Source organism: Caballeronia calidae, assembly GCF_900044055.2.
Lineage (GTDB): Bacteria > Pseudomonadota > Gammaproteobacteria > Burkholderiales > Burkholderiaceae > Caballeronia > Caballeronia calidae.
This window is the reverse complement of the sequence record NZ_FCOX02000107.1, coordinates 1-14,909: the sequence shown is the minus strand read 5'-3', so window position 1 is coordinate 14,909 and position 14,909 is coordinate 1. Positions and strand designations below refer to the sequence as shown.

The window sequence follows — 14,909 nt, the reverse complement described above, 5'->3', positions numbered from 1 at the left end:
GCTTAAAAAAAGCCAAGCGCGAAGGCCGACTGATCGTCTTTATCGACGAGACCGGCATCAGCGAACGCCCGATCCGGACGCGTACTTGGGCGCCGAAGGGGCAAACGCCGATTATCCAGATTCATTTTAACTGGAAGCAATGGTGAACACGTGCAACGTCTCGACGACGCAGCGGTGCGGGCACTCGCGCTGCCGCCGCACGTCGAACGCGCGCTGATGGCTAACCTCGCGGTCTTGCGCACGCTACGCGCTGAAATTGCCTCCCTCGAAACCATTCTTCATCAGGAAGTGAAATTGCGCTCGGAGTTCCGCATTCTGAAGACCACGCCAGGCATCGGCGACGTGCTTGCCGCAATCATAATGCTCGAGACAGGGAGCATCACGCGATTTCCCGGCGTCGGCCACTTCAGCTCCTACTGCCGATGCGTCGAGAGCAAGCGGATCTCTAACGGCAAGAAGAAAGGTGAAGGTAATGCCAGGAATGGGAATCGGTATCTCGCCTGGGCGTTCATCGAGGCCGCAGCGATCTCGCTGCGAACCTGCCCGCAGGCGCGACGATTTTATGAACGCAAGAAGGCGAGGCGCCTGCCGGTGGTCACGATGAAGGCGCTCGCGCACAAGCTCGCGCGCGTTGCCTACTACATGATGCGCGACGGCAAACCCTTCGAGGTTCAACGATGTTTTGGTTAGGTTTGGCTGGGGGCCGCGAGCCCGGTAAAAGTGTTGGCTAGAACCCAGTGAATTGATTGGGCCCAGCCCCCGGCCACCCTGTGCTAGTGAACACTGAGACGCCCAGACCATGAGCCGACAACAGTCTGGTGCCCCGAAAATGGGTAACCCTTGAATTGTCATCTACTCTACTCCTGGACATTGGCCTGGTACCGACGGTTTTCTGGAGCTCGATATGAGCCAGGGGCAAACGCCAATTCAGCGACGCTTGCCTTGATCTCGATGGGTGACTGGTGCGGATCAGTTCCGCAACCAGACAGACGAGAAACCGGACGCGTCTGAGGGTTTCGCAGCGCGCGGTGTGGCCGAGACCGTTTTACGACGACGCAAGACAATGCGTCTGGGGCACGACTTACCTGTTTACCTCGGCCTTTCAATGGGTGACATTAGTGCAAATGAGTCAAGTTCTCTGAGAGACGTTATTGACTTGATCGCACCGGGCGCGAACGACCTGCTCTGCAATACAGAAGCTGCGCGGCAGACAGATCGCTCGATCAGGCCGTGCCGGCACAAGCGCAGAAGTTTGTAGCTCATACGGCCAAAGGGAGCTAACGCGAAGCCGCTTCGTCGGATGTGAATGGATTCGGCGCGGCGGCAGGAAGGAAAGTCGCCTACGCAAGACTTCATGACATTGCTTTGGACGCCCTTCGCTGGAAGAGGAAGACTTCAGCCTCGGGAAACCGTCACGAATAACCGACTTCGCCCTGCTTCCACCATAGCTCAGCGATACGCTCACCGAGAATTTCCGGACGTCCTCTAAAAATCAATTTCTCGACGGCTTTCGGTCCTGCGAGCTTGACTGATAGGCTTTTTCTCTCGTCCTTATTTTCGATTAGACGCAAAGCAGCCACTTTATATTCCTCGTTCGTTTTGGCGATCATCCAGCTAGGAAAATTAAGTCGACGGAACATCCCTTCGTCAATATGCTCATGCACCTCTCGGCCCGTTTTGCAGATACCCACAAGCCCCGCCCATACCGTATCAACAATGCCATTGGTATTCCCAAACGGAAATGGATTCAAGAAAAGGTCACATTGCGCGAGAATATTCATATAGTCTTTATAATTTTGATGCCTATGTACGATGGCGTTATCACCCACCATGCGTCGCGCCAGATTACGCACCTGCGGAAAGATAATTCCACTGGCTTGCCCCACCAAAAAATGAAATTGAACGGGAACCTTAGATTCGCGCGAGATCAGGGCACACATTCTGAAAAAGCCAGGATTTTGCTTCATTGCTGTACCAGCAACAGCAATCTTAACTAACCCTTTCGACGGCTTCTTTTTCGGTAAACGCAATTCACGCAATGCCGCGGAAGCGCGATACGGCATACCATCCGCCGGCAACTTTAAAAGCTTTTCACTAAAACAAGCCTCGTCTCCGACGTAGTCTTCCTCTACAACCACGTAGTCGATCGCATGAGCATGCGTCGTCGCCGGGTGCCCAAGCGCCATCAATTGCAGAGGCGCGACGCGCAGACAAGTTAAGATCATCGTGTGCGCAAACATCCCCACGCTGGGCATATACATAACTTGTGCTTCACGCGCTTCACTTTCATTTTTTATCTGTCGGACAACCCCCCATACGTCCATTTCCGACAGCCCAACAAACTCATGAAACACGCTTCGCCCCGGCTCATCGACGCGATCCTCAAAGCCCATGCCTACCAGGTGAAACTTGTCACGCATGGCGTACATCGTCCGAGAGTGGGTCCGATAAATTGAATGATTCTCCGAAAACCATTCGAGCACGACGATCAATACGGGCTTTTCGATTTTCTTCGGGGACCTTTCCCCACGCACGATATCGTGTAAGTCAAGACTCGCGAGTTTTCGCCGGATCAACTCGTTAATTGGTTTTTTGATATCATGCTTCCCCACAAAATCCGCATAGCTGCAGTGCATGTACATATCGTGCAGCACGCCAAACGGCAACGCGTCTAGGCTTTCAATTTCCGCGAGGCGCTCAGGCAGCCATCTCAGCAACATTTCGCGCTTACTATGGGCGCAGGGAGTGCCGAGAAATCGGGCTGACAAGAGCGACACAGCAAGACTTGCAGCCATCTCCTTGTTACATTTCCAAAACACGTCCCAATTTAGGGTAACCTCGGATTCAGGAAAGTAGAATAATTGGAATTTTCGGAACTCCCTATTTCGCAGATTGATTTCCGTTCGGGAGTTTTCATCCACGCTAAACGATCGCAAGATATGATCTGCGTTGCGAAATGAACTTGCGGCAAATATCGCGCTAAGCCAGCGCTGATAATGCATCAACGTCTTCGCGCCTTCTTCCGAAATTAGAAACGTCGGATCAGAGGCCCATACAGTAATGGCTGATGCAAGTCGCGTAAGCAAATGTTCATCAAGGATGTCGCGCGCCTCGATCGACTGAGACCAAACATCCAGATCCAGCATCACACCGTAGCGCCTATCCAGCGTGCGCAGAAGTTCAATCAGCAATGCCGCAGCCTTCTCAATCTCCCGGCGATAGCAGAGATATTCGAATTTTACCAGGCTGAACTTTATCAATTTTAGCCCCAAATTGAGTCAGACTTTTCAAGAAGAAAGCGGCGCCCCGCTTAGCATTTCGTTTATTTTATAAGCCCACATCATTAGGAGTGTGATATTTCCTCATTCTTTGTTTTTATAAGCCGCATATTTTCGGTTTGAAAATTCTTCGAGCTGATGCCATTAAGTTAAGCGATCCCCTGTCACGGCCGCTGGGAGAGATAGACGAGTTCGTACTGGCGACGCTTGCTCTCCAGGTCACCTGGACCTGAGTCTGCGTCGACTGCCGAACATAAACTACCGCCTTGCGCTTGAGAAGCGGCGCCGGCAGACGATCAGCGTTCGTCATCGTCACACTCCTTCGCGGTGGTGGCGCCCGCGCGCTTGTATCGGCAGGCTCGTAAGACGTGTGATTGCTCTTACGCGCTGCTCCGCGTTCATTCCCTGAATCTCGGCGTTGTCGAACCTCATGCTCATCTGGCGCGGCGTCACCACTGGCGATTGCGTTCGTACTGGAACGCCCCTTTGGCAGCTTGTTCATTGCGTTTCTCCCGGACGATGTTGAAACCGTCCGAAGAATGTGCGCGCAAGCGCCGATCAACTAGCAGCCGATGCAGGTTGCATAACACCGCGACATTGACTCTCGGCTCGCCAAGCTCCATGGCTGAACACACGGCGCGATCCAGCATCCACGCCGCCGCCACCCTGACTATCCCGACATCCCGGGGCCGGCTTCAACATGAACCACGCGACCACCGCTGCGTTCCTCGACGTCTCGAACCTTGACGCGGCGACCATATAGCGGATGCCAACGATAATGGACTTCAATTTCCTGCCCGATATGGGCAGAATGAGCACGAGCTTGCCCTGGGAAGGGCGAATTGGACCTGCGCGGGCTCGCTACGTGGCGCCCAAGCGGCGGCTACGATGTACTCCCTTTTCGGCACGGTTCGCCTGAACGGCTTTGAGCCGTATGCGTGGCTCAAGGATACGCTCGAGAAACCGCCGTCGCATCCTGTCAACCGCGTGCATGAACTGCTGCCGCTCCCCCGTTAAACGTCTTCATATTTATGGACATTCTCGACACGCTTCGGCAGGCGCCCAGCGCCGAGTTGTATCGTCTTTATCTGGCCATCGGCAAAATGCTCGATGACCCTCGACGCATCCTCGAAGTGCGTCAGCGTCTGCACCTTGGCATGGCCGTCAGCTATATCGGCGACAACCCGTTGGGGCCTCCGTCTCAAGGCACCATCGCGGAGCTCCGCCATACGCAAGCAGTCGTTCAAGACAACGCCAGCCGACGCCACTGGGCGATCCCGTACGCGGCGATCGTTCCCGACAGCGCCGCCCGGATTCATCCTGAACCGGCACCGCCGCCGCGCGCAAAACGCGAAGAGTTCTTCATCGGCGACACGGTCGGGTTCACCGACAAACACCTAAACGAACGCATTGGCACCATCGTCAGGCTGAATTCGAAGACTGCGTCGATCGCGGTGACAGACTCGGAAGGACACTGGCGCGTTTCCTATGGCCTGCTGCGCCATATCGTCGACCTGTAGCCCCAACCGACCCGAATATCAAACGACATCATGGCCAAGACAAAACTCAACGCGGAACGTGAACATCGCATCGAGAGGGAAATCGTCGTCGACGCTTATACCGAGGAAGAGTGTGCGATGTCTTGGTACTGCTATCGGGAAGAACAGCTCTCGTTCCCATTCAAGGCCAGCGTTCGCAAACCAATGGACTCCTCGCCGCCGCCCACGGGCGAACACTCTGTGTCACCGGACTCGCTCATGAAGATCTGTGTCGGATTGGAATCTTCGTCTGGGTTCGGTGGAAAGCGAGAAAGGCTTTCCTACCCCCGCCCCGTTCTGATCTGACCCAGCAATGCTCGTCTCGCACTATCTTCCAGCCGGAACGGGTTACGCCGACGGATACGGATCTGGGGCGTCAGATCACCGGAAGCTCGACCGGATCTATGCGTTCGCGTGGATCGGCCGCTTGATATCGCTGCCGTCAAAGGTGACCAACAGGCCTTGCAGAAGATGATCAAAGATCTGGCGCCGGCAAGTCGCAGAGGCTCATGCTGCCCATGGATTTTTCATGGCTTGACCGGCTTCAGGTCTACACCGCCTCCCCTTGCGATCGCCCGCCTCTCATACGGGCATTGTTCGCCCGAGACGCCTTTAACCCACTCTCCAATCATTTTTATTTATGATCATCCGATCGCGCCTTCGCCTTAATGGGCGACACTCAATCATGTCAGAAGGTCTCTACCACGGACTCCTCTCTGTCGTGTTGAACCTTAAAATGCGGGTCGTAGTGGCTCTTGGCAGACAAGGAATCACTATCGTTGCCTATAGTTTTTTGAAATGACCAGGAGAGTATCATCATGAATACTCACATCAGAATCTTCCAACTGAGCCTGCTGGGTGTGATCGCCGCCACCGGGCTTGTTGTGCCTTCAGCCAAAGCAGGAACAGATACAGCCAATCTTACGGTCAAAATTGTCATTACTTCGACATGTGACATTCATACCGCGCCTCCCACCGATGTCAACTTTGGAACGGTGTCATCAACCGCAACCAACATTGCTCAGGCGGGTTCAATCACGGCCAATTGCACGCCCGGTACGACCTACCAAATTTCGCTTGATAACGGCCTGAACGCGAGCGGCGGCCAACGTCGTATGGCGCAGGGCAGCAATTTCGTGGCTTACAATCTGTACACGGATAGCGCTCATGCGAACACATGGAGCACTGGAGCAAGCGCCTATTCAGGCAGCGGCGCCGGTTCGGCACAGGTCATTCCGGTCTACGGCGTGGTCCCCAGTGCGAACGCGCAAGCTGGCACGTACACAGATACTGTAGTGGCAACGATCTCCTACTAAACTGTGCTGAGAATCTGCGTAGCGCACAGGCGCACTGGTTTCTCATCCAGTGCGCCGCCCCTGGGCGAGACGAAGCGATGGTTGTGGCGGCTCTTCCTGGCAACCGGGTTGTCGCTTTTGCTCGGCTCAAGTGCGCGCGCCTCCAGCCTCCAAGTTTCGCCCACTTTGATGGAATTCCAGCCCGGTCAGCGTGCCCAAGGACTTTGGCTGAGAAATAGCGGGGATGCGCCGATCCACGCCCAGGTGCGGGTGCAACATTGGTCACAAACAGATCACAAAGACACTCTCGATCCCACACATAACATCGTCGCGAGCCCTCCTTTTATTGCTATCGCGCCACATGCAGAGCAATTGGTACGTATTGTTCCTGTTGAGCCGCCCACCGACACCGAACAAGCCTATCGTTTATTGATCGATGAGTTACCCGAAACGCAGTCTGATGGAGCACCCAAACCGGCGGGCCTAACCTTTTTAATTCGATACTCGATCCCGATTTTCCTCAGCGCCACCTCAGCGGTACCGAGCAATCCCGATCACAGTTCAGGGCGTGACACACCCATAACCGACCTGGCAGGGCTTCAGGCGACGCTCAATATTCCCTCGCCTTCGGACCGAACGGGCACACTGGTCGTGACAAACACGGGACGACAACACATCAAGATTAGTGAGCTCGCATTTCTCAACACGCGCGGCTCGAAAACGATTCTGAGCAAAGGCCTGCTTGGCTATGTTCTGCCTCACTCCCAGATGTCATGGACTTTGCACGATTTACCTGCACCCGCCACTTTAAGTAATGGCAAGTTTGAGGGCAAGATCAACGAGGATCTCGGCGCACAGGAGTTGCCTATCACGATCAGACTTCCTTAATGCGCCTACTCATTGCGTTGCTCGCTTCTCGATTAAACGCTTTAGATTTGCAGGGTTCTTTCTATTCTCGTCTCTCATGGCGTGCCTGCCCGCTCTTGACGGACACTGTCAGTCCGCTAAAGCAACATCCGAAGTCGGTCTTGCCGCAAGCGAGACGCACGAGTTGTTTCTTGAGACCAAGCTCAACGGCGCCCTGCTCGATGGGCTGTTTCACTTCACGCTGCACACGGACGGCACCCTCTATGTCGCCAAGGCTACCTTAGCGCAACTCGGCGTGGCTTTGCCGCCTTCTTTGCAACAGGCGGCGCTGGTTAACCTCTCTAACCTCGAGCGCGCATCTGTTCATTATGATGAGCCCCTGCAACGCATCGATATAGTCGTGCCCGTTGAGTGGCTTACTCGACCGATTCAAAAAATCCGGACCTCGGGCCCAGAAGTCGGATATCTCCGTCCGACGACTACGATAAATGGAGCTCTGCTCAACTACGATTTATATACTCAACATCTTACCAATCGAACCATGTTGAGCGCCACGACCGAACTGCGAGGCTTTACCGCTGCAATGGGACGATGGTCTAATACGTTGCTCAGTCATTGGAACGATGGCGCCTCGACCACGCTCTCAAATGTGCGCCTAGACACGACCTGGCAATACGATGATCCGGCAACGATGGTGTCGTATACGTTAGGCGATTTAACTAGCTCAGCATTAAGTTGGTCGCGCAGTGTACGCATCGGCGGGATCCAGGTGGGTCGCAACTTTGGACTCCAACCGTATCGCACTACCTCGCCGCTGCCCTCATTTGCCGGCACGGCTGCTTTGCCCTCAACCGTGGACCTTTTTATCAACGGCATCAAGCAGTCTACACAATCAGTGCTTCCAGGGCAGTTTGAACTCAGCGCCCCTCCTTCCGTGAATGGCGCCGGCCAAGCACAGATGAACATCACCGATGTTTCCGGCGTAACGCGCACCCTCATTTTTCCGCTCTATGCGAGCCCGCAGGTTTTGAAGAAGGGGCTCTCCGACTGGTCATTGGAGATGGGTGCGCTACGTCGTAGTTATGGCGTCGAATCCTTCGACTATCCAGGTCCGTTTGTAGGCTCGGGAAGCTTGCGCTATGGGCTTACTAATTCTCTTACCCTCGAAACGCACGCGGAGCTCTCCGGATCGCTTCAGATTGTCGGACTCGGAGCCGTCTGGTTGCCGCCCATGCAACTCGGGACCGTGAGCGCGTCATTCGCACGCAGTCGCGCCAACGGGCAGCATGGCACTCAGTTAGGACTTGGGTTTCAATGGAGTAACGAAAGGTTCAATGTCGCGCTCAATACCGTCAGACGGTCGCAAGGGTATCGCGACATCGGCAGCAGTGAGGACGCCTCTTTTGCGCGCTCGAGCAATATTGCATTCGTGGGCGTTAACTCAAGCGCAGGCCAGGTTGGACTAAGCTGGATTTCCCAATCCTATACAGGGCAACCCACTCAGCGATATATCAGTTTAAGCATAAGTCGGCCGATATTTGAACAGAGTAACATTAGCTTCAACGTCAATCGCAACCTGTCGGGCCCAGGTAGCGGCATTTACGCAACGCTTTCCATTCCACTCGGGCGTAGTATGAACAGTTCTGTAACGGCCAGACGCCTGGACAATGGCAGCGCATTGACCACCAATCTAACGCGCTCAATCCCAGCCGAGGGCAGCGGCTGGGGTTGGCGCATGCAAAGCGAACTCGGTCGATCGGATAGCGCACAGTTGGAGGGAGCTTATGTTGGCCGCTACGGTCAGCTGACGGCTGGAGCCAACCAATTTCGAAATCCTGGCAGCCCACCGATATCTACCGAATACGCTGATCTTAACGGCTCGCTGATTTTGGTTGGCGCTGCATTCTATGCCTCCCAGCGCATCGACGACGCCTTCGCGATCGTGGATACGAATGGCGTCAAGGATATACCCGTGCGCTTTCAAAATCGGCTCATTGGTCAAACCAATAGCTCGGGATTGCTGATTGTGAATCATTTGAACGCCTATCAACACAACACTGTGTCGATCGATACCTTAACACTTCCAGTTGACATGCAGGTGAGCACCACGCAGCTCGATGTCGTGCCCGCCACCCGCAGTGGCGCAGTCGCTTTATTCAAAATGGACCCTATCCTGGCGGTCGATATGACCATTGTCGACCTGCATGGCAGTCCTTTGCCGGTGAGCAGTATTGTCCGTGCGCAGCCTGCGCCCCAAAGCGCAACGACCCATGATCTTGCAGGCTCGGCGATGATCGGCTTCGATGGCGCGCTATATCTTGAGAACCCTCCTTCCCATGGCATCTTGCAGGTCACGCAGCCCGATGGAGCGATGTGCCATATCGCTTTGCCCGAGTTGCCGCATCAAGCAGGCTTAATTCACCTTAACCGCCTCGTGTGTGCGCCACAACACGACGCTGGTCTTGATTGACATAAGGGTATCGGCGCACATGCTACCGCGCTATAAAACAAGCGCCATTTTCTCTCCCTGCCCAAACAAGTGACCATGCCAGAGGCACGCATCATGATTCTGTCTCTCCAGAGCTGCCGACGCCTAAGACGCGCCCTCGTGCTGATTTGCCTTTATCTTGCTGCATTCTCGGCAGGCATGACTGCTTCATCGGCTCAAGCCCAGGTCACAAGCGTAAATTGCTATGTGACGGGAAGCACTTATTTTGATTTTGGCGCAGTGAATCTTTTTTCTGGGAACCTAGACAATGTGATGAGCTTAAGCTACACGTGCGGGGCGAACGCTTCGCCGTCCGGCGTGGCCTATGTGCGGCTATGCGTGGATCTCGAATCGGGTACGGGTGGTAACTCGTTTTCCCCACGCTTGATGAACGCAAGCGGCAGTAGCCTCACCTTGAAATACAATTTTTTTGCGGACGCCGCCAGAACCATCGTAATCGGCTCGGATAATTCCGGTAACTTTTCCCCATTAAGTACAACCATATCCATTCCCGTATCGCAGTATTATGCCGCCACCTCGGGAACGATTAATTTATACACTCGGATATTTGGTGGACAAGGCGTAAACTTATCCTCACCCTATCTTAATTATAATAGCAACTTCCCAGGCTCTCAATCCGAGCTTAAGTATGCGTGGAGCTCAAGCACGACGCCTCAAAACTGCACATCGTCGGGAACCTCTCACGTACACCTTGATCTCCAGGTCCAAGCACATATTCAATCGGGATGCTTCATCTCCACTACAACTGATCTTGATTTTGGCCAAACAAGCGGCGTCATCGCGAGCAACAAAGATCAGTCTTCTTACATCACTATCGCCTGCAGCGGCAACTCTGCTTGGCAAGTCAGCCTCAATAATGGCGCTCACTATGCGAATGGCATGCGGAACATGGCAGGACCGGGCGGGTCGCTGATTTCCTATCAGCTCTATCGTGATCAAGCGCGCACACAAGTGTGGGGATCCACTTTAAATACGAATACTGTGTCGGGCTCCGGCGGCGCTTCCACCCAACTGACAGTCTATGGACGCGTGCCGCCGCAAAATGCCCCTCCGGCCGGGGCCTACTCAGATTCCATCATAGTCAATCTAACTTATTGAGCTCTGCTTTAAGAGCTCGGCTTTAATGCATCGGCTTATCGTGAAGGTTGGCGGGCGCGGACACAGCGGCCTGAGCAGCCTCTTAGTGTTGCCAATTGGGCATGGAAGACCAGAAGCTCGCTGGCAACGAAATATAGAAGCTTGTATCGATCGTTTTAGGTTCGCCATTTTCACGACGTGGGCGAAAGGCATTGACCCAGCATGACTTCCGTCTTCCTTTCGGACCTAGCAGATCTTATCTTTGTTTTTCGAGCCGCGAAAACTTCATCTTCACCGTATTCTGCAGCGACGAAAGCAGATCGCCTTTCAAATGTCCCTTGAGAGGGAATTTGACAATTCCGTGCTCCTCATACGCCGAAGTGACAAACGCAAAGGAACGGGATATCAAATAACTCCGTTCTCAGGTGGGTTGGCCGGCAGACTGCCGAGCAGTTCGTCGCTACCCATCCGAGATGCCTGTGCACTGGATCGCGAAGCGTCAGTCAGGCTATTGGGCAATCCGGTCATCATCCGGAATACATAAGAGCTTTCTCACCGTTTTTCTCACCACCGGATGTTCACTATCTTTAAGCTCCATCGCAGCGCCCTCCCATAATGGGTCCCGCAACGAATGCAGACACATAACCTTTAAGTGTAAAATATCATCGGAATCGATTTCATTTAAAAAATGTAAAGCATCAATTTCTCGCTTTACATTGATGAGCGCCAAGGTCTTCAATGTGGCGAACTCCCTTGACTTAGGTCCGATTTCACCGAGCCTCGCCAAAGCCTCGCGCATTTCCTCAACCTGCTGCTCCTTGGCTGCTCGCAAAATCCGCATAAAGAGTTCAGCCACCTGACTCTTGTGATCTGTCACCTTTGTCATATCTGAATATGTTTATTGCAAGCCTTTTTGCCACATCGAAAGGAAATGGCTACTTTTGCATAAAAAATGCGTATCGAGTTAGGGGGACAATACTATCTGCTTGGTGCCCGAACTACTCTGAACATATTTGATTGAACCTGCACGAAGTAAAGTCATGTATGCTTCTGGTTTCTGTTTTTTTTCCTCGCTCACGGTAAATCTAATTTCCTTGATATTACGCCCCATATCGATTTTGGCACGCTCAACTTTTTGACGTAGTAACGACAAATTTTCCGTTGAACCACTGATGTCAAAAACACCTGCACCGGCATACACCACCTCGATGTGTGGAAGGGCAATCGTCTCCTTCAGTGCATTGGCAATCGTGTCAGCGGTATCGTACGCAGAGGTAATCTTCTTATCCCCTAAACGGCGAATTACAGTCTGCAGTACCGGTTCATCTTGGGCTGACTGTATCATTCCACTGATCACAATACCTTGCTCCGATTGAGTCGCCCGCAGGTCGCGTAATCCGGCAGCATTGAGGGCTCGGCCCAAGGCTTGTGGCGAGAAGTCGGGCGCCACCACCACGCTCGCCTGGGTAGACTGCATACTCAGCACCGATATACTCCCGGCGATGACACAACCAATGGCAATCAGCCCCCATACCCACATCCGCGAAGGCCGGCGATACGCGGCCGTGCCCGATTCCTGATGAGAAGTGGGCCGCCACAGTTTGGCAAGTAGATCGACGTCAGCTGGCCACCTTTGCTCTGCATCGCCGACACAAAAGACGATGTCTCCGAATTGCAGGGGCATAAAACTCTCGACTGCCTGCTCCGCTACCGGCGCATCGCCCTCGGTACACACCAGTTTGACTTCCCCCGTGGACATGAGCTCAAGTATGCAAGCCCTTCCGGACCAATCCGTGAGACGAATATCCGCATCGTCAGCTGAACCGATCTGGGTACGTCCGATCTCAAGGGCCACCTGAGCGCCTGCGTGAGCTCCAGTTAGAATTCTCAGGATCATGATTCTTTTCTTGACAAAGGTTTCGGGCCCGGCACGCATACCATACTGATGCTAGCTCCAGAGGATATAACCGCGAGTGAATTTTTTAATCACAAAGCGAAGCGACCAAATTTTTCATCAAAAATGAAAACACCTGAAAGGCCTTACCAAACCCAACCAACCGATCTAACCGACCGACGTCACTCGACTAGGCACGCAGTGACACATTGGCCTTGGTGATGCGAAGGAAGTGCAAAAATTCGCTGCTGCGATGACGCCGATGATCTTTCCCGTGGAGATATCGAGCGCCGCAAACAGCGTGATTGAGCCGTGGCACATAGGGTCAACGTACGTCGCTCAGAGTCCCCGCGGCCAGCGGCAGCATAGGCTGGATGCTATGCAGCGCTTGGATCCGGTTCTTCTTATCCACACATCATAGCCTTGGGCGGCGGAGAGCCCGATATAGATCTTCGATATTGCGCACCTTGTCAACGGATCAGTGGAGAGCTTGAAAGTCTCCTGCCGGTGCGGCTGCAATCCGAAGGCACGCGATCTGGATCAGCCGTCTGAGACATCCCCTTTCTCGCCCCATGGTGCGCATCAACGCGGAACTGGTCTGCCAGGCACTGCGCAGCGCGTGCTGGCAGCGTAAGCCCGCGCCGGGGTTGTTGTTGGAAGTCAATATGCAAGCCGCGCGTACCGAAAACTGACCGCCGACTTCAAGATCAACGTTTCGATGAGCCGTCGCGCTAACGCCTGGGACAACGCGCCGATGGAGAGCTTCTTCAAAACCCTGAAAGTCGAGCGAATCTATCAGGTTCGCTACGAAACGCGCGCTCAGGCTCGTCTGGATATCGTCGACTGGATCGAGGGCTACTACAATCGGCAACGCCTTCATACATCGATTTCTCCACTCCGGTCGAATACGAGGCCAGGATGATCGCTGCATGATTTGCTGTACATGGAAACAAGGCAGGATCACTCGGCCAGTGCATCTTCAGCCAGTGCGCGAACTGCTCCACCGGCAGGCCATCGGTCCCCGGTGCGCCGCCATTGCCCAACCACCCGTCAATACGCTGCCCACAGGTTGCTGCGTTCATCTTCACGCTTATGCCCGTCAGATATACGCCGCATCGTTCCGTGCAAGTACTGGACTTTGGCCTTTTTGGGCTGCCTCATCCCAACGCGTCGCCTCGTATCCGCTTCCTGTTCGTCAGGCCAGCGCTTTGCCTCGGGCTTCCTTCAGACTCGCAGTCACCCGCGAAACCCTTGCCTCTGGCTAACACATCCCCTTGCCGGGCCGGGTGTGTAGAGGACGCTCACCTCCAAGTGAGTGCGCCCTGCCGGGCGCATCAAAAAAAAGCGCCCAGGTCTTGACCTGGGCACGAAGCTCTTGTAGAGCGAGGAGACACGCAAGCGTGTAATGGGCCGACGCCCCTCTGTCAAGACGCAAGATTAGATAGCCAGAGGAGTTTTAACATGGCATCTCTTGTGACCGCTCACAAGCATGACGAAAATTTAGCTGAACCCCTTTAGACACTCAAATCACTAGGTGTGATCTTTGATGTGCTTCGTTGACCCTGCGCGGATCGCTCTGTCTTATCCAGCTTGGCGCAAGCGCGCGTGCCTTTCGTCAGGCGGACCTGTCGATGAAACAAGGTCGAGGTCGGATATGACGCACGCTTACAGGGTGTACGGTGCCCTCCTGGCTGAATATGGTCAAGCGCTTTGTGATCCGAGAACCAGCTGCGGCGGTCAGCCTTTCGCCCGGTCTCTGAGCTGGTGAGCACGAACGAACAGGACATCGGAAAGCACAAATGTCAACGGCCCGGTTCACGTCAACTGCCATCTACGTTGTCATCCGGCTTCCGTTTTTCCTGCCCCCTTCCCTATTTACGCGCGCGAAGTGCCCGAGGTACAACTCGCCCACGATAATGCGTGCAACGCCTTCGGCGGGAGACCCATCATGAACGCTCTTCGTCCCCCGTCATCCGAACTGTCATCCAGTCCATCCGATCGACGATGTCGAGCCAGTTACCTTAACTACGTTGGGCGTGATCGAAATGTCAATCCAGCGTCCTTCGTGTTGCCGAAGTCGTCGAATCTGACGCGCATCACCACACCTCTCCGTTGCATTTTGCCTGGTCCTGGCTCTCCGCCGGACAATTGCCGCGTGGTGGGGCCTGGCACCGTCCCAGATGATCAACAGCGGCTGCCTCAGATGCGCTTTGAGCGCCTGGAGAAACTCGATCACCTGTTCCTTCTTTACGCTGCCTTCGTACAACCGAAACAGATAGTTCGTGCGACTGAGGCCCGCAATCGCGGACACATGCTTCCAGTTAAAATGAATCTGGATAATCGGCGTTTGCCCCTTCGGCGCCCAAGTACGCGCCCGGATCGGGCGTTCGCTGATGCCGGTCTCGTCGATAAAGACGATCAGTCGGCCTTCGCGCTTGGCTTTTTTTAAGC

Annotated in this window: 11 protein-coding genes and 4 pseudogenes; 10 read left to right on the top strand and 5 right to left on the bottom strand. The window is 54.3% G+C overall.

All coding sequences use genetic code 11. The features are described 5' to 3' along the window. Nucleotides 1-134, top strand: a pseudogene (locus AWB78_RS44445) (IS630-like element ISCARN39 family transposase); the annotation flags it as partial. Between the two features lie 16 nt (nt 135-150). Beyond that, entirely contained in the window at nt 151-690 is a 540-nt protein-coding gene (locus tag AWB78_RS39050) for a transposase (RefSeq protein WP_232478057.1), read from the top strand. A gap of 722 nt (nt 691-1,412) precedes the next feature. Here AWB78_RS39050 and AWB78_RS39045 read toward each other — a convergent pair. Next, a complete protein-coding gene (locus AWB78_RS39045) occupies nt 1,413-3,260 on the bottom strand; it encodes a peptide transporter (protein WP_332460141.1) in 1,848 nt (615 codons plus the stop codon). 467 nt (nt 3,261-3,727) lie between these two features. Then, on the bottom strand, nt 3,728-3,928 hold the full coding sequence (locus AWB78_RS47130) for a hypothetical protein (protein ID WP_157697789.1): 201 nt from the start codon (nt 3,926-3,928) through the stop codon (nt 3,728-3,730). A 238-nt stretch (nt 3,929-4,166) separates the two neighbouring features. Between AWB78_RS47130 and AWB78_RS45525 the strand changes: the two genes are divergently transcribed. From AWB78_RS45525 to AWB78_RS44435, 7 genes and pseudogenes are all read left to right on the top strand, one after another. Next, nucleotides 4,167-4,295, top strand: coding sequence for a transposase domain-containing protein (locus tag AWB78_RS45525; RefSeq protein ID WP_096031920.1), 129 nt, complete (start codon nt 4,167-4,169; stop codon nt 4,293-4,295). 14 nt (nt 4,296-4,309) lie between these two features. Continuing rightward, nucleotides 4,310-4,798, top strand: coding sequence for a hypothetical protein (locus AWB78_RS39040; protein WP_062612154.1), 489 nt, complete (start codon nt 4,310-4,312; stop codon nt 4,796-4,798). Between the two features lie 30 nt (nt 4,799-4,828). Continuing rightward, a pseudogene (locus AWB78_RS39035) lies at nt 4,829-5,103 on the top strand (calcium-binding protein); the annotation flags it as partial. Nucleotides 5,104-5,634: 531 nt separating this feature from the next. After that, nucleotides 5,635-6,132 carry a Csu type fimbrial protein gene (locus AWB78_RS39030; protein WP_062612150.1) on the top strand — a complete coding sequence of 166 codons (498 nt, stop codon included), beginning with the start codon at nt 5,635-5,637 and terminating at the stop codon, nt 6,130-6,132. Nucleotides 6,133-6,213: 81 nt separating this feature from the next. Then, complete coding sequence (locus tag AWB78_RS39025) at nt 6,214-6,999, top strand: fimbrial biogenesis chaperone (protein ID WP_062612148.1); 786 nt, start codon at nt 6,214-6,216, stop codon at nt 6,997-6,999. A 163-nt stretch (nt 7,000-7,162) separates the two neighbouring features. Then, on the top strand, nt 7,163-9,448 hold the full coding sequence (locus AWB78_RS39020; RefSeq protein ID WP_157697788.1) for a fimbria/pilus outer membrane usher protein: 2,286 nt from the start codon (nt 7,163-7,165) through the stop codon (nt 9,446-9,448). Nucleotides 9,449-9,541: 93 nt separating this feature from the next. After that, nucleotides 9,542-10,585 (top strand): Csu type fimbrial protein, encoded by a 1,044-nt coding sequence (locus AWB78_RS44435; RefSeq protein ID WP_198399439.1) that lies wholly within the window; start codon nt 9,542-9,544, stop codon nt 10,583-10,585. A 487-nt stretch (nt 10,586-11,072) separates the two neighbouring features. On the opposite strand, the gene AWB78_RS39015 is transcribed toward AWB78_RS44435, so the two are convergent. Continuing rightward, a complete protein-coding gene (locus tag AWB78_RS39015; protein ID WP_157697787.1) occupies nt 11,073-11,420 on the bottom strand; it encodes an HrpB1 family type III secretion system apparatus protein in 348 nt (115 codons plus the stop codon). Between the two features lie 108 nt (nt 11,421-11,528). Continuing rightward, on the bottom strand, nt 11,529-12,461 hold the full coding sequence (locus tag AWB78_RS39010; protein ID WP_157697786.1) for a hypothetical protein: 933 nt from the start codon (nt 12,459-12,461) through the stop codon (nt 11,529-11,531). Nucleotides 12,462-13,036: 575 nt separating this feature from the next. Here AWB78_RS39010 and AWB78_RS44430 point away from each other — a divergent pair. After that, nucleotides 13,037-13,391 (top strand): annotated as a pseudogene (locus AWB78_RS44430) (transposase); the annotation flags it as partial. 1,174 nt (nt 13,392-14,565) lie between these two features. Here the strand turns inward: AWB78_RS44430 and AWB78_RS39000 are convergent. Further along, nucleotides 14,566-14,909, bottom strand: a pseudogene (locus AWB78_RS39000) (transposase); the annotation flags it as partial.